At 56.1% G+C, this 23092-nt stretch carries 19 protein-coding genes and 1 other RNA gene; 8 read left to right on the forward strand and 12 right to left on the reverse strand.

Features of this window, described 5'->3' with window-relative positions:
• Positions 1-128 precede the first annotated feature (128 nt).
• On the forward strand, positions 129-1889 hold the full coding sequence (locus AC1MDT_RS25550; protein ID WP_480419511.1) for a hypothetical protein: 1761 nt from the start codon (positions 129-131) through the stop codon (positions 1887-1889).
• A 55-nt stretch (positions 1890-1944) separates the two neighbouring features.
• Here AC1MDT_RS25550 and AC1MDT_RS25555 read toward each other — a convergent pair whose 3' ends face one another.
• From AC1MDT_RS25555 to AC1MDT_RS25595, 9 genes are all read right to left on the reverse strand, one after another.
• Positions 1945-3201, reverse strand: a complete 1257-nt coding sequence (locus AC1MDT_RS25555) for an integrase domain-containing protein (protein WP_480419512.1) — start codon at positions 3199-3201, stop codon at positions 1945-1947.
• A 184-nt stretch (positions 3202-3385) separates the two neighbouring features.
• Positions 3386-3782, reverse strand: a transfer-messenger RNA (tmRNA) gene (gene ssrA, locus AC1MDT_RS25560).
• 95 nt (positions 3783-3877) lie between these two features.
• Positions 3878-4156, reverse strand: coding sequence for a hypothetical protein (locus tag AC1MDT_RS25565; protein ID WP_480419513.1), 279 nt, complete (start codon positions 4154-4156; stop codon positions 3878-3880).
• A 645-nt stretch (positions 4157-4801) separates the two neighbouring features.
• A complete protein-coding gene (locus tag AC1MDT_RS25570; RefSeq protein ID WP_480419514.1) occupies positions 4802-5077 on the reverse strand; it encodes a hypothetical protein in 276 nt (91 codons plus the stop codon).
• 199 nt (positions 5078-5276) lie between these two features.
• On the reverse strand, positions 5277-8087 hold the full coding sequence (locus AC1MDT_RS25575) for an FAD-binding and (Fe-S)-binding domain-containing protein (RefSeq protein WP_480419515.1): 2811 nt from the start codon (positions 8085-8087) through the stop codon (positions 5277-5279).
• Positions 8084-8755, reverse strand: coding sequence for a LutC/YkgG family protein (locus tag AC1MDT_RS25580; protein ID WP_480419517.1), 672 nt, complete (start codon positions 8753-8755; stop codon positions 8084-8086). Before AC1MDT_RS25580 ends, AC1MDT_RS25575 begins: the two co-directional genes overlap by 4 nt.
• Entirely contained in the window at positions 8755-10209 is a 1455-nt protein-coding gene (locus AC1MDT_RS25585; RefSeq protein ID WP_480419518.1) for a LutB/LldF family L-lactate oxidation iron-sulfur protein, read from the reverse strand. Before AC1MDT_RS25585 ends, AC1MDT_RS25580 begins: the two co-directional genes overlap by 1 nt.
• Positions 10206-11030, reverse strand: coding sequence for a (Fe-S)-binding protein (locus AC1MDT_RS25590; RefSeq protein WP_480419519.1), 825 nt, complete (start codon positions 11028-11030; stop codon positions 10206-10208). The genes AC1MDT_RS25585 and AC1MDT_RS25590 overlap by 4 nt, the downstream gene beginning before the upstream one ends.
• Positions 11031-11181: 151 nt before the next feature.
• On the reverse strand, positions 11182-12876 hold the full coding sequence (locus tag AC1MDT_RS25595) for a lactate permease LctP family transporter (protein ID WP_480419520.1): 1695 nt from the start codon (positions 12874-12876) through the stop codon (positions 11182-11184).
• 262 nt (positions 12877-13138) lie between these two features.
• Here AC1MDT_RS25595 and AC1MDT_RS25600 point away from each other — a divergent pair, with 262 nt between their 5' ends.
• Positions 13139-13906, forward strand: coding sequence for a GntR family transcriptional regulator (locus tag AC1MDT_RS25600; RefSeq protein WP_480419521.1), 768 nt, complete (start codon positions 13139-13141; stop codon positions 13904-13906).
• A gap of 142 nt (positions 13907-14048) precedes the next feature.
• Here the strand turns inward: AC1MDT_RS25600 and smpB are convergent, their stop codons facing one another.
• The gene (smpB, locus tag AC1MDT_RS25605) at positions 14049-14531 is read right to left on the reverse strand and encodes an SsrA-binding protein SmpB (protein WP_028623113.1); all 483 of its coding nucleotides are present in this window, start codon (positions 14529-14531) and stop codon (positions 14049-14051) included.
• Positions 14532-14649: 118 nt separating this feature from the next.
• Here smpB and AC1MDT_RS25610 point away from each other — a divergent pair, with 118 nt between their 5' ends.
• From AC1MDT_RS25610 to AC1MDT_RS25620, 3 genes are read left to right on the forward strand one after another with little or no spacing between them, the layout of a single operon-like run.
• A complete protein-coding gene (locus AC1MDT_RS25610; RefSeq protein ID WP_480419522.1) occupies positions 14650-16053 on the forward strand; it encodes a sodium-dependent transporter in 1404 nt (467 codons plus the stop codon).
• Between the two features lie 7 nt (positions 16054-16060).
• The gene (locus AC1MDT_RS25615) at positions 16061-16495 is read left to right on the forward strand and encodes a type II toxin-antitoxin system RatA family toxin (RefSeq protein ID WP_201114951.1); all 435 of its coding nucleotides are present in this window, start codon (positions 16061-16063) and stop codon (positions 16493-16495) included.
• A complete protein-coding gene (locus tag AC1MDT_RS25620) occupies positions 16488-16802 on the forward strand; it encodes an RnfH family protein (RefSeq protein ID WP_480419523.1) in 315 nt (104 codons plus the stop codon). Before AC1MDT_RS25615 ends, AC1MDT_RS25620 begins: the two co-directional genes overlap by 8 nt.
• A 520-nt stretch (positions 16803-17322) precedes the next feature.
• Here AC1MDT_RS25620 and AC1MDT_RS25625 read toward each other — a convergent pair.
• Positions 17323-17850: an outer membrane protein assembly factor BamE gene (locus AC1MDT_RS25625; RefSeq protein WP_480419524.1), complete on the reverse strand. Its 528-nt coding sequence runs from the start codon at positions 17848-17850 to the stop codon at positions 17323-17325.
• Positions 17851-17947: 97 nt separating this feature from the next.
• Between AC1MDT_RS25625 and fur the strand changes: the two genes are divergently transcribed.
• Entirely contained in the window at positions 17948-18352 is a 405-nt protein-coding gene (fur, locus tag AC1MDT_RS25630) for a ferric iron uptake transcriptional regulator (protein ID WP_003197684.1), read from the forward strand.
• Positions 18353-18427: 75 nt separating this feature from the next.
• Here the strand turns inward: fur and recN are convergent, their stop codons facing one another.
• Positions 18428-20101 carry a DNA repair protein RecN gene (gene recN, locus AC1MDT_RS25635; RefSeq protein WP_414906553.1) on the reverse strand — a complete coding sequence of 558 codons (1674 nt, stop codon included), beginning with the start codon at positions 20099-20101 and terminating at the stop codon, positions 18428-18430.
• A gap of 240 nt (positions 20102-20341) precedes the next feature.
• Between recN and grpE the strand changes: the two genes are divergently transcribed.
• Both grpE and dnaK read left to right on the forward strand, forming a co-directional pair.
• Positions 20342-20908: a nucleotide exchange factor GrpE gene (grpE, locus tag AC1MDT_RS25640; protein ID WP_480419525.1), complete on the forward strand. Its 567-nt coding sequence runs from the start codon at positions 20342-20344 to the stop codon at positions 20906-20908.
• A 102-nt stretch (positions 20909-21010) separates the two neighbouring features.
• A complete protein-coding gene (gene dnaK / locus AC1MDT_RS25645; protein WP_201114946.1) occupies positions 21011-22927 on the forward strand; it encodes a molecular chaperone DnaK in 1917 nt (638 codons plus the stop codon).
• Positions 22928-23092: the final 165 nt, after the last annotated feature.

The raw sequence follows: 23092 nt of genomic DNA on the forward strand, positions 1-23092 counted from the left end.
GTGAGCCCTTAATAATTCTAGATTCGGGATCAGAGCAAGGCTTCGGTCGATGGATATGGCTACGGTAGTCTCTAGTGCCAATGATGGCGCTATGCTATTTTTTACAAAACCACGGATGGAGTCGAAACATGCCTGATCGGTTAGCTCTGACCCAAAACGCTCAGTTTTATCGTGAGGATGTGGCGCTCACAAACGAAGCCCTTTGTTCTATTTTGGATGCTGCGTCCGATAACAAAACTCTAGGCTCGGCGTTTTTAGTCGATAAAACGGATGAGATTCGCAAACTTGAGGACGGTACCGAGTTTCGGTTCAGCCTCAGAGTGTTCCCAACCGAAAGGCCTGTTCATTTTTGGGAAGATCCTCTCTCGGACCTGATCCATGCGCTCATCCTGGTCATTCAGGTCGATGGCCACGTCGCAGTATTGAAAAAATCCTGCGCAAGCGTCTCCGAGGTCATAGAAAAACATCTGACCCCCATCAAAAGTTCAGAGTTAACAGCTTCATTCAGCGATGACGAAGCTGAATTTCAAAAAATATCTATGCGGAATATGACCGTTTCCGAGCGCGCAATGCGCAGTAAAGCTTATGAAGCTGCAGATCTGAAGGGTTTGCTTTCCCTGCACGCTGCTGGAAGGTCAATTCCTTACTTCTTCAAGCTCAAACTCAATGGCCGAATTAAAACTATTTCGGCGCAAAGTGGCCGAGTAGTAGAGTCTTCCGAAAGGAAGTCTCTTGATGATATTGTTAGCTGGGCGCGTCAGCAAATCGAACAGATCAAAAACCCCTCTGGCGACAAGGATTTCTTAGAAGCGTTTGCGCAGCTAGTTGACCTAGATGTCGTGTGGAATAATACTCAGCCTACTGCTGTTCTAGTAGAGTCATCCTTTGTCGTTGATAACTTGTTAGAGAAAAATGTTCCGCTCTTTTATACGACGAGAAAGGGCAGGACCTTTGAGCTGACAGGGAAACAATTACGTGTATTGATCTCTCAGCTGGAAACAGTCTATGAGATTATTCCAGGGTTGGACTTTAAGTTAAATGGTACAAGCAGGCCGGCCAGTCTCAAAAAAAATAAAAGTTCTATTTCTCTAGATGTGCCTGCATTGCGAAAAATAAAGCTTGAAGAAAATGGAAAAGAGCTGACGCTGCAGTCATTTATAAATAAAAACAATCTGACCACTATCAGCTTCTCCAATCCACAATACATGTATTTCATGGGGCAGTGTTTCAAAGATGGTGCTGGCGTCAATGAAATTCCTAGTCTTCTAAAATCATTTATAGTAATTGATGATCTTGCAATGGCTACCTCTGAGAAAGGTGACTACAAACCTGCTAGGAAAAAGTTTGACTCAAACTCGGTTTTTGGGCTTATTGAAAAGTATTGTAGCAAAAATGACTATATCTTTTGTGACGATCTAGGTGATGAATGGGCTGATCATATTGTTTTCAATAAAAAGGAATGCTCTGTAAGTTTTATACACTCGAAGCATGGAGATATGAGTAAGTCCGCTAGCAATCTACATGACGTTGTAGGGCAAGCCATAAAAAATATCGGAAATATGGATATTGATTTGCGTGCTTTCGGAAAAAAGTACGACAACAAGTTTTTGATGAATTACCGTGACGGCACAATGCCGCGGGTTAGAAGAAAGCTACATGGTGATTTCAAGAAGTACCTTGCCGAGCTTCGGCAGGACTATCGCTTCAATAAACGATGTATTATTTGTTGCTCTTTTTTGTCAAGGGCTCAGATTGAGTCAGAGTTCACTAAATTACAAAAAGGGATGCGAGTTCCTGGGAATATCACTCAAATGTTCTGGATCCTTTCATCTTTCGTACATGCGACAAAGGAAGCTGGTGTTTCACCAATTATCTATTGTCGGCCATGACGGCAACCTTCCTTTTCAGGAAAGAGCCAGCTTTGGATTGAGAGCGCTCGTTGGATCAGCGTATCGAAACTACTTTCCTGTCTCGGCTTTCTGTCATGGCTGACACAGAGAGGTTACCGGTAGCAGCTTCCTGAATGTGCGCGCTCCACCAAGCCATCATCGGCCGTCTGCGTTCGATGTATTCCGCTCGGTTGTAAGCGCTTCGCACTTCGTTGTTGTCCACGTGGGCGAGCGCTACTTCAATCAACTCAGGATCACAGCCGTGTTCGTTGAGAATAGTGCTAGCCATTGAGCGCATCCCATGGCTTACCAACCGACCTTCGAAGCCCATGCGCTTTAGCGCCATGTTGGCGGTCTGGCTGTTGCAATGGGTTCGAGGGTCCCGGTCTGCAGGAAATACATACTCTCTGTGTCCGCTGTAGGGTTTGATTGCCTCCAGCAGTGCCAGTGCTTGATCTGTGAGCGGCACGATATGTATACGGCGTTTCTTCATGCGCTCAGCAGGAATCGTCCAGATCTTCTTCTCGAAGTCGATGTCCGCCCAGCGTGTGGTGGCTGCCTCAGCTGGACGGGTCATGGTGTTGAGCTGCCATTCGATAAGGCAGCGCGTAGTCCTTTTTATGCTGGCATTGGCAATTGCCACCATGAGTTCCTTCAGCTCATCGGGAGCAAGCGCCGGCATGTTTTTCTTTTTCGGCTTCTTGAAGACCGAGCGAATCCCACTGAGCGGGTTCGCATGAATCAGTCCCGAGTTGACCCCATACGTCATGATCTCGTTGAGTCGCTGTGACAGCCGTTTAACTGTTTCAAGACTGCCTTTGGTTTCGAGCGGCCGAAGCAGGTTGATGACTTGTGGTGCGCTGATGGCTGAGACCGGTGTGGTGCCCAAATCCGGAAAAACGTGCAACGTCAACGAGCGCCAGATGTCCTCGGCATAAGCTGGTGTCACTGCATCCTTCTTCAGTTCATACCAGGACGTCGCGACATTCTGAAATGTGTGCTCAGTTTCAGCTTGCTTTGCTTGCAGCACTGCATCTCGTTGCTCTTTAGGATCGAGGCCTTGGGCAAGTACTTCCCTCGCGGCAATGGAGCCCTTTCGTGCCTGCGCTAACGAGACTTCAGGGAAGGTACCTAAGCCCATGTTGATCCGCTTCTTCGTCACGGGGTGTCGATAGTTGAAGTTCCATAGCTTAGAGCCATTACTTCTCACTCGCATTTGAAGTCCGCCGCCGTCAAACAGGACGTAGTCCTTTTCAGAAGGCTTGGCAGATTTGATTTTAAGCTCAGACAGGCGAGTAGCTTGTGCGCACATTGGCATTCCAGGATTGGATTTGGCATTCCAAAAATTAGCACTTATGGGCTTGGAATGCCATTAGGAATGCCAGAAAGCGTGGCTGCTCATGGATGTCCGTGGACGCTGGTGGAGCTGAAAGCCCCGTATTTACTGGTTATCAGGCACAAAAAAAGACGTCCGTGGACGTCTTTAGATGTTGAAGTGGTGGAGCCGGGGGGATTTGAACCCCCGTCCGCCAGTACTCCGCTGTCGGTACTACATGCGTAGCCGTTTCTATTAAGTTAACCCTCAGCGACCCGAAGGGCAGGGTGCTTTGGGCGAGTTGTGTAAGTTTTAGCCGCTTCGTCCACAACGTACTGCACGGCGATTCTGTTCTATATGACAATCACTTTGGGTTTACAGACATCCCCGGATGATTGCTGGACCCGAAGGTACCAGAAGCTCAGGTCTAAGGCTGCTTACGCAGCGATAGCGAATTCCTGGCCGTAGTTTTCGTCATTGGCAACTATAAGTAGTTGCAACAGTGGATTTACGAGTTCTGTTACCAACTCGGCATGCACCTAAAGTTTCGCAACCGGCGTCGAATCCTAAACGGCCCCGAGCCCATTGCTCTGTGAATCAAAGTGAGCAACAAGCCTGTGCAGTGTACGCCAACACGCGTGAGAAGGCCAACCCGAAGGTTGGCCACCACAGATTATGGGTTGGATTGGTTGCTCTGTTGGTCAGCGAGTGCCAATCCCTGGGTGGCGTCGTTGACGCATTTTTTGTTGTCCCCGGAGGCTTGTGAAGCTTCAGCGCTGGAGATCAGTCTTTTGATCTCCATTATGGCGCTTGCGGAGGTCGCCGGTAGTGAGTTCATTTTGCCTTTGAGCTCTTGCAGCTTGCTCGTACAAAGGTTGTTGTCCGCAGCAAATACAGGAGAGGCCAACATCGCAGCAGAAATGAACAGACCAGCGAGTGCGGTACGTTTCATGGATATATCCTTGAGCTGATGGTCTCGGTGCTGCCCTGTGAACGGGCGGCTCGGCCGAGTCCGAAAAATAAGCCACGATTGATGGGGCCTACCTAAATGACTACGTCGCTGCGCAGTAGTTCGGTTTTTTCAGAATGGCTATGAAAAAACTGTTTGATAGTAGCGATTGCACTAGAAAGAGGCGCAATTACGTATGCCATTCAATTAAGAAAATCTTAGGCGAAACACGCTCTTGGTAGCAGCTGACGAAGCCTGCGTTCGGCTGCGCAGCAGTCGTAAAATCAGGCGGCGCGGTATTTCAGGAAGACCTCGCGTTCAGGTTTTACGACTGCTGCGCAGCCGAACGCAGGCTTCGCCAGCTGCTACAGATCGCGTTACGGCTTAGCTGATCGGCATTAGGCGTAATTGCCCCTTTTCTCTGGTGGCCTCTTCAAGAGGAAGTCGGAGTCGCCGCACCGCTCGCGCCTTCCGCAGATTTGGGCATGGTGTCGAGCTTTTTCAGAGCGACGCGGGCGGTTCACGCATTACCAAACCCCAGATGCAACAAAACCCGCAATTGGCGGGTTTTGTTTTGATTCGTATTAGGTGGAGCGATTTCGCCAACAAGGCTCAGAAGGCCAACCCGAAGGTTGGCCATAAGCTGAGTTACTTCCCGCCTTTACCCGCGTTCTTGAGGTCCTGGATGGTTTGGGCGGTCTCGTCGATACAAGCTTGAGTACCTTCCTTGGTGTTTTTTGCCTGGTCGGCTTTGGCTTGCATGACGGAGGCATCTATCTGGTCAATCGCTTCCTGAGGGATCTGTGCCCTGGCGTTTTCGATGGTTTGCAGATTGACTGCGCACAGGTCTTTTTCGGCGGCAAACGAAGGGGAGGCCAGCAATGAGGCAGTAACGAACAGGCCAAACAGTACAGAACGTTTCATGTGTATCTCCTTGAGCTGAGGGACTAGGCATCGCTGACCATCAGGACGGGCTGCCGAGTTTTGAGAGACCCCACGTTTGCGGGGTTGATCAGTGGACTGCGGCGACACGTCAGGGTTCTGTTTTTCTACGGCAACCCTGTCGATTCCGGCAAGAACCATTAGAAAGGCGACTTAATACACCTTCCTTGAGGTCTGGCGCTCAGGTCACCCTGGCCTTTGTAACGCGGTCCACCAGATAGACTAGCCCGTGGTAGTCAATTCCGCCGTGTTGCGTCAGCCCAATCTCGCAGGTGCGACTGGTCGAAATCCCCTCGCTGCACTGCTGAACCGCGTCCTTGAGCGTTCTCAGGGCGTGAGCATTCAATTGCGGCGTGGTGAAACCCTTGTCACCGGCAAACCCGCAGCAGTGAATTCCTTCTGGGATGACCACGGTTTTGCTGCACTTGCGCGCCAGATCGATCAGCGCCTGGCTCTCGCCCAGGTGTTGAGTGCTACAGGTGACGTGCACCGCGATCGGCGCTTCCTGCGGCGTAAAATCCAGCCGATCCATCAAATGTGTACGGATGAAGCGCACCGGGTCGTACAGGTCCAGTCGAACGTCGCCCAGGTCCTGGACCAGTCGCAAGGTGCAGGGGCTGGTGTCGCAGTAAATCGGGTCGAGTCCGCCGCGACTGGCGTGCAGCAACGCGCCGATCAGTTCCTGGCGCTTGTGCTCGGCCTGTTCGGTGTAGCCCTTGGAGGCGAAGGGCTGGCCGCAGCAGAGGCTGTCCTGATTGTCCGGAAAGACTACCTGGTAACCGGCCTTTTCCAGCAGCCCGCGGGTTTTGTCGTACAGCGACATCTGCTCTTTATCACCCGCCGCCGGCCCCATCACCCGCGACACGCAGGCCGCGAGGTACACCACACGAGGACGATGGTCCGACTCGGTCGGGCTAAAGCGAATGGCTTTTTCCGGTTGTGGCATGGCGTTGGTCCATTGCGGGACCTGACCGTTGGACAAGCGCGTCAGCGTTGCCGAGAGTTTCGCCAGGCGTGGTGCTCCCAGCAGCATCCGTGCGCCATTGGCCACGTGCAAGGTGAAGCGCGCACCTTGCAGCGCGGTAGCGAAATGACCTTCCAGCCAATTGGCCGTTTTCGTATGAGTCGCCTGACGACGGCGGAGCTTTTTCACCAGTTCGCCAGTGTTGATGCCTACAGGACAACGTTGCGCACAGAGGCCGGTGGCGGCGCAGGTATCGATGCCCTGGTATTCGTAAGCGGCTTCGAGTTCGGTGGTGTCCACGCCTGCGCGCTTCTTCGCCTGAATATCGCGCCAGATCACGATGCGCTGGCGCGGGCTCAGGGTCAGTCCTTTCGACGGACAGACCGGCTCGCAGAAACCGCACTCGATGCACTTATCGACAATTTCATCGGCGGCCGGCAACGGTTTCAGGTGCTTGAGGTGGATCTGCGGGTCGTTGCTGAGCACCACGTCGGGGTTGAGTATGCCGTTGGGGTCGAGTAGGCGTTTGAGCTGCCACATCAACTGGTAAGCATCGCTGCCCCATTCCAGTTCGACGAAGGGCGCCATGTTGCGGCCGGTACCGTGTTCAGCCTTCAGCGAACCGCCGAATTCCACTGCCACCAATTGTGCCACGTCGTCCATGAACGCCTGATAGCGTGCGACTTCCTCCGGGTTATTGAAGCCTTGAGTGAAGACGAAGTGCAGATTGCCTTCCAGGGCGTGTCCGAAAAGGATGGCTTCGTCGTAGTGATGTTTGTCGAACAGTTCGATCAGACGATTCACGCCGATGGCCAGTTGTTCCACCGGGAAGGTCACGTCTTCGATGATCACTGTGGTGCCGGTTTTGCGCACAGCGCCGACGGCGGGGAAGGTGTCCTTGCGGATCGCCCAGAGCCGAGCGTTTTCGACCGGGTCTTCGGTGAAATCGACTTGTTTCTCCACGGGAAACGCAGTCAGCGACGCCATGATTTGCGCCAGTTGTTCGTGCAGCAATGTGGAGGATGCCGCGCGGGATTCAATCAGCAGGGCGCAGGCCGTGTTCGACAAGTGCTGTACGAAAGCCGGCATGCCCGGTTTTTCCTGCACCGAACGCAGGCTGCGACGGTCCAGCAACTCCACGGCCGACACCGGTTGGTTTTTCAGCACGGTGACCGCGTTGCAGCAGGTTTCCACGTCCGGGAATACGATCAGTGCCGACGCCTTGTTCGGGTGGTCGATCACCGTGTCGTAGGTCACCGCGCTGATGAAACCGAGAGTGCCTTCGGAGCCTACGAGCAAGTGGCTCAAAATATCCACAGGCTCATCGAAATCCACCAGCGCGTTGAGCGACAGGCCTGTGGTGTTTTTCAGACGGTATTTGTGGCGAATCTTCGCAGCCAATTCGGAGTTGGCGCGGGTCTCGCGGCCCAACGTTGCCAGACGTCCCAGCAACACAGCGTGGCTCTCACGGAACGCCGCAACATTCGCCGCATCTTCGGTATCGAGGCGGCTGCCGTCGGCCAGTACCAGACGGATGCCGGCCAGCGTGTGATAGGTATTTTGCGCCGTGCCGCAGCACATGCCGCTGGCATTGTTGGCGACGATACCGCCGATTTTGCAGGCGTTGATCGAGGCCGGATCGGGACCGATCTTGCGTCCAAACGGTGCCAGCCACGCGTTGGCCTGAGCACCGATCACGCCCGGTTGCAGGCGAATTTGTGTGCCCTGGCCACGGATCTCGCGACCGTTCCAGTTATCCCCAAGGACGATCAGTACCGAGTCGCTGATGGCTTGGCCGGACAGGCTGGTGCCGGCGGCACGGAAGGTCACCGGCACCTGATCCCGCTGCGCCAGTTCGAGCAGCGCCACCACTTCATCTTCGGACTCGACGCGGATCACCAGTTTCGGAATCAGCCGATAGAAACTGGCGTCGGTGCCGAACGCCAACGTCGACAGCGGATCGTCGAAACGTCGCTGCGGGGGAATCAGCTTTTGTGCATCACGCAGGAAAGTCGCCGGTAAAGTCATTGGTCCTCCAGGATCAGTACCACCAGGTCTTTCGGACCATGGGCGCCGTAAGCCAGGACTTGCTCGATGTCTGCGGTTTTCGATGGGCCGGACACCAGCAAGGCATTGGTCGGCATGCCTTGAGCCCATTCAAATTCCTGCTGGACCTGATAGAAGTTGTCGCGGATTTCGCTGGCCTTGAGCAGGGCGAAGTGCACCGGTGGCACCAGGCTCATCAAGCGCGGTTCTTCCCGTGTCGGCCACAGAATCAGACTGCCCGTCGCAGCGATTGCACCTAGGGTAGTCGTCAGGCTGGCCGGGGTGTCGTTAAACAATTCGGCTTTCCACGCTTCAACCGGACGGTCGTAGGCCTGGAGTGCAGGCAGGCCAGGATTTTTCGCCCAGTGCTGAGTGACACGTTGACCGTGAGGCGTAGTCGGTGCGATCAACAGACTCGGCAATTGGCGGTCCCGCAGCAATTGCGCCAGTAGCTCGGGCCAGCCTTCGCCGGATGTCAGATGGATTTCGGTGTGCACCGCTTCCATCAGCTTGCGCAGTTGCGGGATGCGTTGTTCCGGTGTGTAGGTGTAAGGCTGTGTCACCAGTTCGACGTTGAATTCGTCGGGCACCGGTGTGGTGCCCGTCAGACTTTTGCGCAATTTGCCGAGGATGTTTTGCTTGGCGCTCATCAACGATCTCCCTGTTTGGCCAGATGCTCGCGGGCCATGTCATGCAATGAGCGGACAGCGGGTTTCGGTGCGCTGTGGTTTTGCGTCCACGGGCCGACGTTGCTCGGCGCGAGGGCGCGCAGGCGGGTGGCGAAGAAACCGAACAGCCGATACAGCGTCGGTGAGCTGTTGAGCTTCGCCCAGGCGTTCCAGATAAAGCGTTCTTTACGCGAATACTTACTGCCCTGGCCGCGCATGACTTGGTGAGGGCTGTCCGGGGCTTTGACGTTCTCTTCCCGTAGGCGACGCAGCAAGGCAGGGATCGGGATTTTTACCGGACACACTTCACCGCAGGCTCCGCACAATGACGAGGCACTCGGATGGTCCGGGACTTTCGCCAGGCCAACCATGTGTGGGGTGATGATTTTTCCGATAGGCCCAGGATAAACCTCCCCATAGGCGTGGCCGCCGATTCGAGTGTAGACCGGGCAATGATTCATACAGGCGCCGCAGCGGATGCAGTTCAGGGTCTGGCGTAATTCGCTGTCGGCAAAGGCCTGGCTGCGACCGTTGTCGAGCAATACCAGGTGCACTTCCTGAGGGCCGTCGAGTTCATGCGCCTTGCGCGGGCCAGAGATCATGTTGACGTAGGTGGTGATCGGCTGGCCGAGGGCCGAGCGGGTCAGCAGCGACAGCAGCGGTACCACGTCCCGCAGGTTTTCCACGACTTTTTCGATGCCGGTGACGGCGATGTGCACGGGTGGCACGGTGGTGGTCATGCGGCCGTTGCCTTCGTTTTCCACCAGCAGCAGGGTGCCGGTTTCGGCCACGGCGAAGTTGACGCCGGAGACGCCGATGTCCGCTTCGAAGAATTTCTGTCGCAAGACCTTGCGACCGATCTGAATGAGTTGGTCAACGTCCTTGGTGTATTCCACGCCAAGTTTGTCGTGGAACAAGGACGCGACCTGACCGGCATTCTTGTGGATCGCCGGCATAATAATGTGTGAAGGCTTCTCGTGGTCGAGCTGGACGATGTACTCGCCCATGTCCGATTCCAGGCATTCAATGCCCTGTTCAGCGAGGAAATGATTCATCTCCATTTCTTCGCTGACCATCGATTTGCCCTTGATCACTTGCCGCCCCTCGTGAGCGCGGATGATCGAGAGGACGATGCCATTGGCCTCGTCCACCGTTTCCGCCCAGTGCACTGTCACACCGTTGCGGGTCAGGTTCTGTTCAAGTTGCTCGAGCAGATCGGGCAACTTGGATAACGCACGAGCGCGGACAGCATTGCCCAGTGCTCGCAAATGTTCTCTTTCGTGGGCATCGCTGAAGGACGCTGCCCGTTTTGTCATCAGTGAATCCATCGCCGTGCGAAAGTTGTTTCGCAGTTGCGCGTCACCCAACGCCTCGTGAGCGCGGGTGCGAAAATCTTCCGACACCGCAACGGTCGGAATCAGCTCCGGCATGCTCATTGAGCACCTCCGGTTCGCTGCCAAAGGAAGCTGGCCAGGTGCTGGCCGCGTAACGCTTCCTTCTGTTTTTCCAGCGAGCCGTTGATGTTCATCAGGCAACCGCAATCGGCACTGAGTACCTTGTGCGCGCCGGACTCCTTCAGCGACCGGGTCTTGTCAGCCACCATCGCGCCGGAAATGTCTGGCATACGGACGCTGAAAGTCCCGCCGAAGCCACAGCATTCACTTTCGTGGCTGTGATCCACTCGCTCCACGTTGCTCAACTGCGCCAACAACTCACGACCGTGCAGGTGGGTGTTCATTTCGCGGCGCGCCGAACACGACGTATGCAACGCCACTTTCACCGGTGCGCCGCTATCCTTGAGCTGCACCTTGCAGACAAACAACAGAAACTCGGCCAGTTCATAAGTCCGGGCGGCAAGTGCCTGGACTTGTTTCAACGTTTGCGGCTCATCCTTGAACAAGTCGGCGTAGTGTTCGCGCAACATCCCGGCACACGATCCCGATGGCACCACCACTGGATAATCCCCGGCAAACAGTGCCAATTGCGAGCGCGCGACGGTTCGGGCTTGCTCGGTGTAACCCGAGGTGTAGGCCGGTTGTCCGCAGCAACTTTGCCCTTGCGGGTACTCGACACGGATGCCTTCGCGCTCCAGCAAGTGAATCGCGTCCATCCCGGCTTCCGGGTAGAACAAATCCACCACGCAGGTTCCGAACAGGTAGACCCGTGACGGTTTCTCGCGGGGGTATTGCCGAGGCTCGGGCAGTGGCGGGGCGACACGGGTCGCATTCGGCACGGCGTTGTAAAAAAGCTCGCTCATCAGGCGTGTCTCCGGGTGATCCCGGTTATCCGTCTGTTGAGGCTGCTGAATATAGAGAGGAAATCTTTCAGCAGCCTTACAGACCGGGTTGTGAATAGCTGACGCCGGAATCGTGGTCCGGCGTCGGTTTTTTCCGTGCTGTCTGTCGTTTTTAGTGCACCAGCATGCCGGTGAACCAGTAGGCCTGAGCCAGGGTGATCAGGCCGACAATCGTTGCAAAAAACAGGCTGTGCTTGAGGGTGAAACGGAACAGATCCGACTCCTTGCCCACCAGCCCGGTCGCGGCGCAGGCCACAGCGATCGATTGGGGCGAGATCATCTTGCCGGTCACGCCGCCGCTGGTGTTCGCCGCTACGAGCAACACATCGTTGACGCCGATCTGGTGCGCGGTGGTCGCTTGCAATGAACTGAACAGCGCGTTGGACGACGTATCGGAACCGGTCAGGAATACGCCCAACCAGCCAAGGAACGGCGAGAAGAACGGGAATGCCGCGCCAGTGCCGGCCAATACCAACGCCATGGTTGATGACATGCCCGAGTAATTGGTGACGAAGGCGAAAGCCAACACCATGCCGATGGACAGAATGGGCCAGCGCAGCTCGTAGAAGGTCTCTCGCAAAGTGGTCAGACCAGTTTTGATGTTGATCTTCAGTACCAGCATCGAGATCAGCGCGGAGAAGAAAATAGCCGTGCCGGTCGCGGAAATCGGATCAAATTTGAACACCGCCGGAATGGCGGTCGGAGCGGTCACGATCGGTGCGACCTTGATCACCATTTGATCCAGGTGCGGGATCGCGAAGTTGAACACCCAGCTGTACATCGAACCGCCAGCGGCAAACATTGCCTTGAACGGTTTCAGGGTCCAAAGGGTGACCAATACGGTGAGGATCAGGAACGGCGACCAGGCTTTGAAAATTTCCAGGAGGCTGTAGGGCGAAGCCACTGTTGTGCGCTTTTGGCCGAAACCGCCGACGCTGGCGGTGACCACGGAAGCCGAGACTGCGCCGGCGATGTGTTGACCGGCGGCACGTTTTGGCTGCCAGACTTTCAGGAACAGTGTCAGGGAAATCAGGCTGACGAGCGCCGAGGTGATGTCCGGCAGTTCCGGGCCAATGAAGTTAGAGGTGAAGTATTGGGTGACGGCAAAGCTCAAGCCAGCCACCAATGCGGCTGGCCAGGTTTCCCGCACGCCACGCATGCCGTCCATCATGAACACCAGCCAGAACGGCACGAACAGCGACAACAGCGGCAGTTGACGACCGGTCATGGCGCCAATCTTGAACGCGTCGATGCCGGTGACTTGCCCGGCAACAATGATCGGAATCCCCAAGGCGCCGAAGGCGACCGGCGCGGTGTTGGCGATCAGGCACAGACCTGCGGCGTACAACGGGTTAAAGCCCAGTCCTACAAGCAGTGCGGCGGTAATCGCTACCGGTGCGCCGAAACCGGCTGCACCTTCAAGAAACGCACCGAAGCAGAAGCCGATCAGCAACACTTGCAGGCGCTGGTCGTCGGTGATCGATAGCACGGAGCTGCGGATCACTTCGAACTGGCCGCTCTTGACCGTCAATTTGTAGAGGAATACGGCCGCCACGATGATCCAGGCAATCGGCCACAAACCGTAGGCGAAGCCATACCCGGCGGCCGCGAAAGCCATGTCGACCGGCATCTGGAAGGCAAAGATGGCCACCGCAATGGACAGGGCGAGCGTGATGCTGCCGGCCACATGGCCTTTGAGGCGGAACACGGCCAATGCCAGGAAGAAAAATACGATGGGGATAACGGCCGCGAGCGCGGACACGCCGAGACTGCCGAGCGGGGTATAGAGCTGTTGCCAGGTTTGCATATGGGGTGGCCCCTAATTGTTGTTGGTCAGGCACTGTCAGCGTGCTTGGTTAATTGGTAATACCAATTTACAATCGCTGTTGGCTAGGGTAAAAGCCTTCTAGGTGGTGTGTCAATTTGCCGCCCTAAAACTTTTGTCGAATACACGGTGCGTGGATCCTGCGGACCGCTCGATCAAATACCGCCTGAGTAGGTGCTGGCGCAGCGTCTATGGGCCAGAATAGAGGCCCCGGCGAGCCGTCGGGACCTTGGAGAAATGAGTTATGGGGTTTGATCAGATTCGTCAGCGCCGTTTGTCTGACGATATTGTCGAGCAACTTGAGGGGATGATCCTCGAAGGCACACTGAAGGCTGGCGAGCGCTTGCCGGCCGAGCGCGCGCTGGCTGAGCAGTTCGGCGTGTCACGCCCTTCGTTGCGTGAAGCGATTCAGAAACTGGCGGCCAAAGGGCTGTTGGTCAGTCGTCAGGGCGGCGGGAATTATGTGGTGGAGTCGCTGGGGTCGACCTTTAGCGATCCGCTGTTGCACCTGCTGGAAAGCAATCCCGAGGCTCAGCGCGATCTGTTGGAGTTTCGCCATACCCTGGAAGCGTCATGCGCCTACTACGCGGCATTGCGTGCGACGGATGTTGATCGCGAGCGGCTCACCACGGCCTTCAACGAATTGCAGGACTGCTACACACGTCACGATGAAGTCAGTCGCGCGGAAGAGGGCGCGGCGGATGCGAAATTTCACCTGGCTATCGCCGAGGCCAGTCACAACGCGGTGTTATTGCACACCATTCGCGGGCTGTTCGATCTACTCAAGCGTAACGTGGTGACCAACATTGGCGGCATGTACAAGCAGCGCACCGAAACCCGCGACATGCTGATTACTCAGCACCGGGAGTTGTACACGGCCATTATCGAAGGCAGGGCGGAACAGGCGCGGGAAGTCTCCAGCCGACACATCTTGTATGTGCAGGAAGTGCTCGAAGAGGTGCGGCAAGAAGTACAGCGCATGGCTCGGGCGGAGCGACGCAAGGGGATGTAGTCAGTGGGTTTTGTGGTGAAAGTGCGATCGCCTTCGCGAGCAGGCTCGCTCCCACATTTGATCGGGTGTTTACAAAATCAATGTGGGAGCGAGCCGGCTCCGGGCGGCGATCCGACGATAGCGGTCTCAGGTAGAAAGACGATTAATCTTCCTTGCCCTTGTTCCGGACCGCACGCTGCAATTCGCGACCGGCGTCGCGTTCGCGTTCGGTATCACGCTTGTCGTATTCCTTCTTGCCCTTGCCCAGAGCGATCTCGCACTTGACCATGTGCTTGCTCCAATACCAGGACAGGCACACGCAGGCGTAACCTTTTTGCTGCACGGCAGCGGCCAGCTTTTCCAGCTCGCGCCGGTTGAGCAGCAATTTTCGGGTGCGGGTCGGGTCGGCGATGACGTGGGTGCTGGCCGTCATCAGGGGCGTAATGTGGCTGCCGAGCAGCCAGGCTTCGCCATCCTTGAGCAGCACATAACTGTCAACCAGTTGTAGCTTGCTTGCCCGCAGACTTTTTACTTCCCAGCCGGCCAGGACCAGACCAGCCTCGAACCGATGTTCGATGAAGTAATCGTGTCGCGCCTTTTTATTTTGCGCGATGGTCCCTGTTGGGTGTTTCTTCTGTTTAGCCATAGGGGCGGCATTATAGGGAGTTGCAAGCGAGTCGGCTACGGTGATGCTGCGTGCTTGAGCAGGTTGATTGAATCCCGGACAATGCGGCCTCTTTTTTGAATGCTTGGGCGTGTTAAGGATGTCGACAGACAAGGTTTCAGTCCACGGCAGTTGGGCTAGCCGCTGGGTCTTCATACTCGCCGCCACCGGTTCGGCCGTGGGGCTGGGTAGCATATGGAAGTTCCCGTACATGGTCGGCGTCTATGGCGGTGGCGCGTTTGTACTGATGTTTCTGGTCTGTATCGCGCTGATCGGTGTGCCCGTCATGCTTGCAGAAACCCTGATCGGCCGCCGCGCCCGCCAGAGCCCGGCCAATGCCTTGAAGGTGCTGGCGCTGGAAGCGGGGCATTCGGCGAAATGGTCCTGGGGCGCCTTTGCCGGGATGATCACGGCGTTGCTGATTCTGTCTTTCTACAGTGTGGTCGGAGGCTGGTCGCTGGATTACATCATCGATATGGGGCGCGGTGACTTCCAGGGTGTGACGGCCGATCAGGTCGGCGCGTACTTCGGTCATGTGATCGCCGATCCCTGGCGCCTGACACTTTGGCACACAATATTTATGCTGCTGTCCGCGGCCGTGATCGCCAAGGGTGTGGTCGCCGGCCTGGAGCGCAGCTTGCGGATCATGATGCCGCTGCTGTTTGTGATGGTGATTGTTCTGCTCGGCTACAGCATGACCACCGGCCACTTCATGGAGGGCGTGCATTTCATGTTCGACTTCCACCCGGAAAAAGTACTCGACGGTTTACTGCCCGCGATGGGGCACGCGTTTTTCTCCCTGAGCGTAGGGGTCGGCTCGATCATGATCTACGGCGCCTACATGCCAAAGCATTCATCGATTTCCGGCACCATCGTTGGTGTGGCGTTGCTCGATACCTTCGTTTCCCTGGTGGCCGGCCTGGCATTATTTCCGATTGTGTTCGCCGCTGGCTTGAACCCGAGCGAAGGCCCTGGCCTGATGTTTGTCAGCCTGCCATTTGCCTTTGGTAACGTAGCGTTCGGCCAGCTGATGGGCGTAGTGTTCTTCGTATTGGTGGCGATTGCGGCCTGGAGTTCAGCGATTTCCTTGCTTGAGCCAATGGTGGCTTACCTGGTTGAACGGACGAACGTCAGCCGCGCCTGGGTGACCTTCTGGCTGGCGTTTACCTGCTGGTTTGTCGGTCTGGGCACGGTGTTTTCCTTCAATATCTGGAAGCAGGCCAAATTTTTCGTGAACGACGGTGGGATGTTTCATCTCTACCAGTGGGGCGCGGCCGGTGGCCTGGACTTCTTTGGGGTCATTGATTTCTTTACTTCGCGGATCATGTTGCCACTCGGTGGTTTGTGTTTCGTGGTGTTTGCAGGCTGGGTGATGGGCCGTGAAACGGTGCGCGACGAGTTGTCGATCCGTAGCCCGGTGCTATTCGCCCTGTCCTTGTTCTTGATGCGCTATGTGGCGCCCATCGGCATTCTCGTAGTGTTTGCCGCCCAGCTGTGGAAGTGACGCTGACATGACGACACACATTCAACGTTCGGCCTTGCTGCCGTACCCGGCACAAGCGCTGTATGACCTGGTCAACGACGTGGCACGTTATCCGGAGTTTCTACCGTGGTGCTCTGCCGCCGAAGTGCTGGAAAGCTCGCCCGAGCACATGCGCGCCAGCGTGGGTGTGGCCAAGGGAGGCCTTAGTCAGCACTTTGTGACCCGTAATATTTTGGTGCCCGGGCAATCAATCGAGATGAATCTCGAGGAGGGCCCGTTCACTCAGTTGCATGGCATCTGGGTGTTCAAGGCATTAACCGATAAGGCCTGCAAGATCAGTCTGGACCTGTCATTCGATTACGCCGGGCCGATTGTTCGCGCGACCTTGGGGCCGTTGTTCAATCAGGCGGCTAATACGTTGGTCGATGCGTTCTGCCAGCGCGCCAAGCAGATGCATGGTTGAGCTCATGATCGAGGTTGAGGTGGTGTATGCGGCCGTTGATCGTCAGGTGCTTCTCTGTGTGAAGGTGCCCGCAGGCACGACTGTGCGGGCGGCTTTGTTGAAATCGGGGATGGCCAGGGAGTTTCCAGAACTGAATCTGGCTGATTGTCCGGTAGGAATCTTCGGCAAAGTGATCGTTGATCCAGACGAGCGACTGGTGCGGGCGGGGGATCGCATCGAGATTTACCGGCCATTGCTGGCCGATCCGAAAGAAGTTCGCCGGTTGCGTGCCGTCAAGGCTGCCCAGGCCAAGGCTCGAAATCAATAACGTGCTGAATCTCAGGCAATAAAAAACCCGGACATGCCTAATGCCAGTCAGTTAAAAAATCTCAGGTGAAGCACGCTTTTGGTAGCAGCTGGCGAAGCCTGCGTTCGGCTGCGCAGCAGTCGTAAAACCTGAGCGAGAGGTCTTCCTGAAACACCGCGTCGCCTGATTTCACGACTGCTGCGCAGCCGAACGCAGGCTTCGCCAGCTGCTACAGATCTCGAAATCAATAATGTGCTGAGCGTCAGGCAATAAAAAACCCGGACATGCCTAATGCCAGTCAGTTAAAAAATCTCATGTGAAGCACGCTTTTGGTAGCAGCTGGCGAAGCCTGCGTTCGGCTGCGCAGCAGTCGTAAAACCTGAGCGCGAGGTCTTCCTGAAACACCGCGTCGCCTGATTTCACGACTGCTGCGCAGCCGAACGCAGGCTTCGCCAGCTGCTACAGATCTCGAAATCAATAATGTGCTGAGCGTCAGGCAATAAAAAACCCGGACATGCCGGGTTTTTTATTGCGTCGCAAATTATTGCGGCGAGGTTTCCAGAGGTTCTGGAGTCGGGACCGGAGCGGTTTCTACGCCGTCGACGTCCTTCTGGATCTGGTCCAGCAACGAACCTGGCTTGACCGGTTTTTCCGGTTTCGGCTTCTCGGCGTTTTCTACAGGAGCGGACACTTTCGTGCTGCTGTCCTTGCCCAGAATGGCTTCATCGCGGCTCATGCCTGGCCTGAAGTCACCAGAGAGGCTGACAAGCTGGTCATTAGGGCTGAAGATAACGCTAATGCGTTCCTGTTGGCGTTCACCGCCACCGGGTTGCAGGCTATACAGGTAATCCCAGCGATCGGCATGGAACGTATCGGTCAGCAGCGGGTTGCCCATAATAAACCGTACTTGCTTGCGGGTCATTCCCGGGCGTAACTGGTCTATCATGTCCTGCGTGACGACATTGCCCTGCTGGATGTCGATTTTGTAAACCCCGGGGAATGAACAACCGGCGAGTGCGAGCAGTCCCACAAAGGTGAAACTGGTTAGCAAGAGCTTGGTGTTTTGCATCGGTGGGCGACTTCCACTATCTTGGCTGGGACAACGTAAACGCCGATCATACCCGCATTAAGAGAAGCTGCGAAGCAGCATCGCGAGAAAGCTGACCATGGTTGAAAATAGCGAACTACGCAAAGCCGGCCTCAAAGTGACCCTTCCACGGGTCAAAATTCTGCAAATGCTCGATTCCGCCGAGCAGCGCCACATGAGCGCCGAGGATGTTTACAAGGCGCTGATGGAAGCTGGTGAGGACGTCGGCCTGGCCACGGTTTACCGTGTTCTGACTCAGTTCGAGGCAGCGGGCCTTGTGGTGCGGCACAACTTCGACGGAGGCCATGCGGTCTTCGAACTGGACGACGGCAAGCATCACGACCATATGGTCAATGTCGAGACCAGTGAAGTCATCGAATTCTTCGACGAAGAAATCGAGCGGCTACAGAAAGCCATCGTCGACAAATATGGCTTCGAGATGGTTGATCACAATTTGGTGCTGTACGTACGCAAGAAAAAGTAAGCATGTCGCGCGAATTAAAGGTTCGCGAAACGAGCGAAGGCGACCCCAGGGTCGCCTTCGTGCTTTCTGCCGTTCTTAAATTTTTGCGGTGATGACCATCTTCTTCGCGTGAGCCAAGGATTCCTTGGTCAGGTCGATGCCGCCCAGCATCCTCGCCACCTCTTCGACACGATCGTTCTTGCTTAGCTTGGAGACTGCCGTGTGAGTCGCATCCTCGCCGCGCACTTTGTGTACAAACAGATGCTGATGACCCTGCGCCGCCACTTGCGGCAAGTGGGTCACCGTCAGAACCTGCCCGCGTTCACCGAGTCGGCGCAATAATTGGCCGACGATCTCGGCGGTCGGGCCACCGATGCCCACGTCCACTTCGTCGAACACCAAAGTAGGTACGCGAGATGTCTGTGCGGTGATGACCTGAATGGCGAGGCTGATCCGCGACAGTTCGCCACCCGATGCAACCTTCGCCAGGGCTTTGAGCGGCTGCCCGGGGTTGGCGCTCACTAATAGCTCTACCTGTTCCAGGCCATTAGGCAGCAGTTCATCACTGCTGTTAGGGCGCAGTTCGATGGTAAAGCGCCCGCCGGGCATGCCCAGACGCTGGATTTCCTGCTCCACGGCACTGGCCAGGCTGTTCGAAGCTTGATGGCGCAAGTCACTCAGGTCCCTGGCTTTCTCCTGGTAGTGGCGGGCGTAAGCGGCCAGTTCGTCGCTTAGTCGTTCGATGGATTCATCATTGGCGTTCAGGGTTTCGATTTCATCCAGCAGTTTTTGCTGCATGTCGGCAACTTCGGTTGGCTGGATACGGTGTTTGCGCGCCATGGTATAGATCGCATCAAGGCGCTCTTCAAGGTACTGAAGGCGCGCTGGGTCGGCGTCGAAGTTATCAAGGAAGCGATTCAGCTCGCCCACGGCTTCTTCAACCTGGATCTGCGCGCTGGTCAGCAGGCTGCTGGCCTCACCCAGAGCGCCGATCGAATTGTTGACGCTCGACAAGCGATTGAGGCTGGCGGTCAACGCATTCAGGACATTGCCGGAATCACTTTCGCTGCACTGTTCGACCACTTGTCGGCAGATGCCCAGCAGGGTTTCGGCGTTGGTGAGGTTCTTGTGTTCCTGCTCTAGTTGTTCCAGCTCGTTTTCGCCGAGGCCGAGGTTTTCCAGCTCTTCCAGTTGATAGCTGAGCAACTGATGGCGAGCGCGTTGCTCGTCGCCGGAGTTGGAGAGGCGCTCCAGCTCTTGGCGGGTCTGGCGCCAGCGTTGGGCGGCCAGCTGTACCTGGCGGGCCAGGTCGGTGGCGCCTGCGTATTCGTCGAGCAAGCGGCGGTGGGTGTCGGTCTTGAGCAGGGACTGGTGCTCATGCTGACTATGGATATCAATCAGCAACTCGCCCAGTGCCTTGAGATCGCCGAGCGGGCAGGGCGTGCCGTTTATATAGCCGCGTGATCGCCCTTCTGCGGTAATGACCCGGCGCAGGATGCAGGGGCCGTCGCTCTCGAGATCGCGCTCGGCCAGCCAGGCGCTGGCTTCCGGAATGTCGATCAGGTCGAACGTTGCCAGGATGTCCGCCTTGTCGGCGCCGGGACGGACCACGCCGCTGTCGGCGCGATCGCCCAGGGTCAGGCCCAGGGCGTCGAGCATGATCGACTTGCCGGCGCCGGTTTCCCCAGTGATCACGCTCATCCCGCGATCGAGTTCGAGATCGAGATGTTCAACGATGGCGTAGTTGTGTACGGACAGGTGCACCAGCATAAAGGCCGCTCCCAGGCTTTAGGTCTGGTTATTTATACAGTGTTTTGTTTCTGGCTGACAATGCCCTCCTTTAGCTCGATGTGCTTGGTCCGACGAAATACTTAGAGCGGTGTGGAATGACAATGCAGTTGTTTTTGTAGGGTTAATCATCAGGACCCCCTTGAAGCTCGTTTTTGCGGCCCCATATAGCTGGGCAGAAGCGCGAGTTGAGCTCGCGGACGATATTGAATGGAGAAATCTATGGCTGACGAACAGACAGTGGATACGCAAAATCAAGGCGCCAACCAAGGGGCCGCGGCTTCGGGTGAAGACCTGGCGACTCGTGTACAAGTGCTCGAAGAGCAACTGGCAGGCGCACAGGATCAGGCTTTGCGTGTAGCCGCCGATCTGCAAAACGTCCGCCGTCGCGCCGAGCAGGATGTCGAAAAGGCTCACAAGTTCGCGCTGGAAAAATTCGCCGGCGACTTGCTGCCGATCGTCGACAGCCTGGAGCGAGGCCTGGAGTTGTCCAACCCGGACGACGAAAGCATTCGCCCAATGCGCGAAGGCATCGAGCTGACCCTGAAGATGTTTCAAGACACGTTGAAGCGTTATCACCTGGAAGCGATCGATCCGCATGGCGAACCGTTCAACGCCGTTCATCATCAGGCGATGGCCATGCAGGAAAGCGCCGACGTTGAGCCGAACAGCGTGCTCAAGGTGTTCCAGAAGGGTTACCAGCTCAATGGTCGCCTGCTGCGTCCGGCCATGGTCGTCGTCAGCAAGGCTCCAGCGCCAGTTTCGCCTTCGATTGACGAACAGGCTTGAAATTAGCCGCAAGGCCCCCATTTAGAAGTCAAGCGTTTAAGTGCTACCGCAGTTAGCCACCACTGCTGCGGCAACCAAATCCAAAGTTTCGGGAGAGTGAACATGGGCAAAATTATCGGTATCGACCTGGGGACTACCAACTCCTGCGTCTCCGTGCTGGAAAACGGCGTAGCCAAAGTTATTGAAAACGCTGAAGGCGCGCGTACTACGCCGTCGATCATCGCTTATGCCAACGATGGCGAGATCCTCGTCGGTCAGTCGGCCAAGCGTCAGGCAGTGACCAATCCGCACAACACCCTGTACGCGGTGAAGCGTTTGATCGGTCGTAAGTTCGACGAAGAAGTCGTTCAGAAAGACATCAAGATGGTGCCTTACAAAATCGCCAAGGCTGACAATGGCGACGCTTGGGTTGAAGTGAACGGCCAGAAAATGTCGCCGCCACAAATCTCGGCTGAAATTCTGAAGAAAATGAAGAAAACCGCCGAAGACTACCTCGGCGAGCCAGTGACCGAAGCGGTGATCACCGTTCCGGCTTACTTCAACGACAGCCAGCGTCAGGCGACCAAAGACGCCGGCCGTATCGCGGGCCTGGACGTAAAACGTATCATCAACGAACCGACCGCAGCCGCGCTGGCTTACGGTATGGACAAGGCGAAAGGCGATCACACCGTAATCGTTTACGACTTGGGCGGCGGTACTTTCGACGTTTCCGTGATCGAAATTGCTGAAGTCGATGGTGAGCACCAGTTCGAAGTACTGGCCACCAACGGTGACACGTTCCTGGGCGGTGAAGACTTTGACATTCGTCTGATCGACTACCTCGTTGACGAATTCAAGAAAGAAAGCGGCATGAACCTTAAAGGTGACCCGCTGGCGATGCAGCGCCTGAAAGAAGCCGCTGAAAAAGCCAAGATCGAGCTGTCCTCTGCACTGTCGACCGACGTGAACCTGCCGTACATCACTGCAGACGCCACCGGTCCTAAGCACTTGAACGTGAAAATCTCCCGCGCCAAGCTCGAAGCGCTGGTAGAAGACCTGGTTCAACGCACCATCGAACCTTGCCGCATCGCTCTGAAAGACTCCGGCATCGACATTGGCGCCATCAACGACGTGATCCTGGTCGGCGGTCAGACCCGTATGCCACTGGTTCAGAAGCTGGTGACCGAGTTCTTCGGTAAAGAAGCGCGTAAAGATGTGAACCCGGACGAAGCCGTTGCCATGGGTGCTGCTATCCAGGGCGCAGTATTGGCCGGTGACGTGAAAGACGTTCTGCTGCTCGACGTCAGCCCGCTGACCCTGGGTATCGAAACCATGGGCGGCGTGATGACCGCGCTGATCGAGAAAAACACCACGATTCCTACCAAGAAATCGCAAGTGTTCTCGACAGCCGACGACAACCAGGGTGCTGTGACCATTCACGTGCTGCAAGGCGAGCGTAAGCAAGCTGCTCAGAACAAGTCCCTGGGCAAGTTCGACCTGGCCGAGATTCCACCAGCACCACGTGGCGTGCCACAAATTGAAGTGACCTTCGACATCGACGCCAACGGCATCTTGCACGTAGGCGCCAAAGACAAGGCCACCGGCAAGACTCAGTCGATCGTGATCAAGGCCAACTCCGGTCTGTCCGAGGAAGAGATTCAGCAGATGATTCGCGATGCTGAAACCAACGCCGACGAAGACCGCAAGTTCGAAGAGCTGGCAACGGCTCGTAACCAGGGCGATGCGCTGGTTCACTCGACTCGCAAAATGGTCGCTGACGCTGGCGATAAAGTGACTGCTGAAGAGAAGGCTGCAATCGAAGCGGCTGTGGTTGCTTTGGAAGCTGCTGTTAAAGGCGACGACAAGGCTGCAATCGAAGCCAAGGTTGAAGAGCTGTCGAAAGTCTCCGCTCCAGTAGCGCAGAAAATGTATGCCGAACAGGCTCAGCCAGCTGAAGGCGCTGCACCGCACGACGAAAAAGCTGAAAAAGCGGACGACGTTGTCGATGCTGAGTTCGAAGAAGTCAAAGACCACAAGTAAGTTATTGGTCGCCCGGTTGACTGCCTTCAGGCGGTGACTGGTAGGATGTCGCCGCGCGGGAGCTTGCTCCCGCGTTGGCGTGTCTGGAGTTAGTGAATTTTTACAGCATGCGACCACGTTCGGGTGCTGAAGGTATGGCCGGGAATGCTCCTGCTTTTCGAGCCG

Source organism: Pseudomonas sp. ASL7 (genome assembly GCF_056680375.1).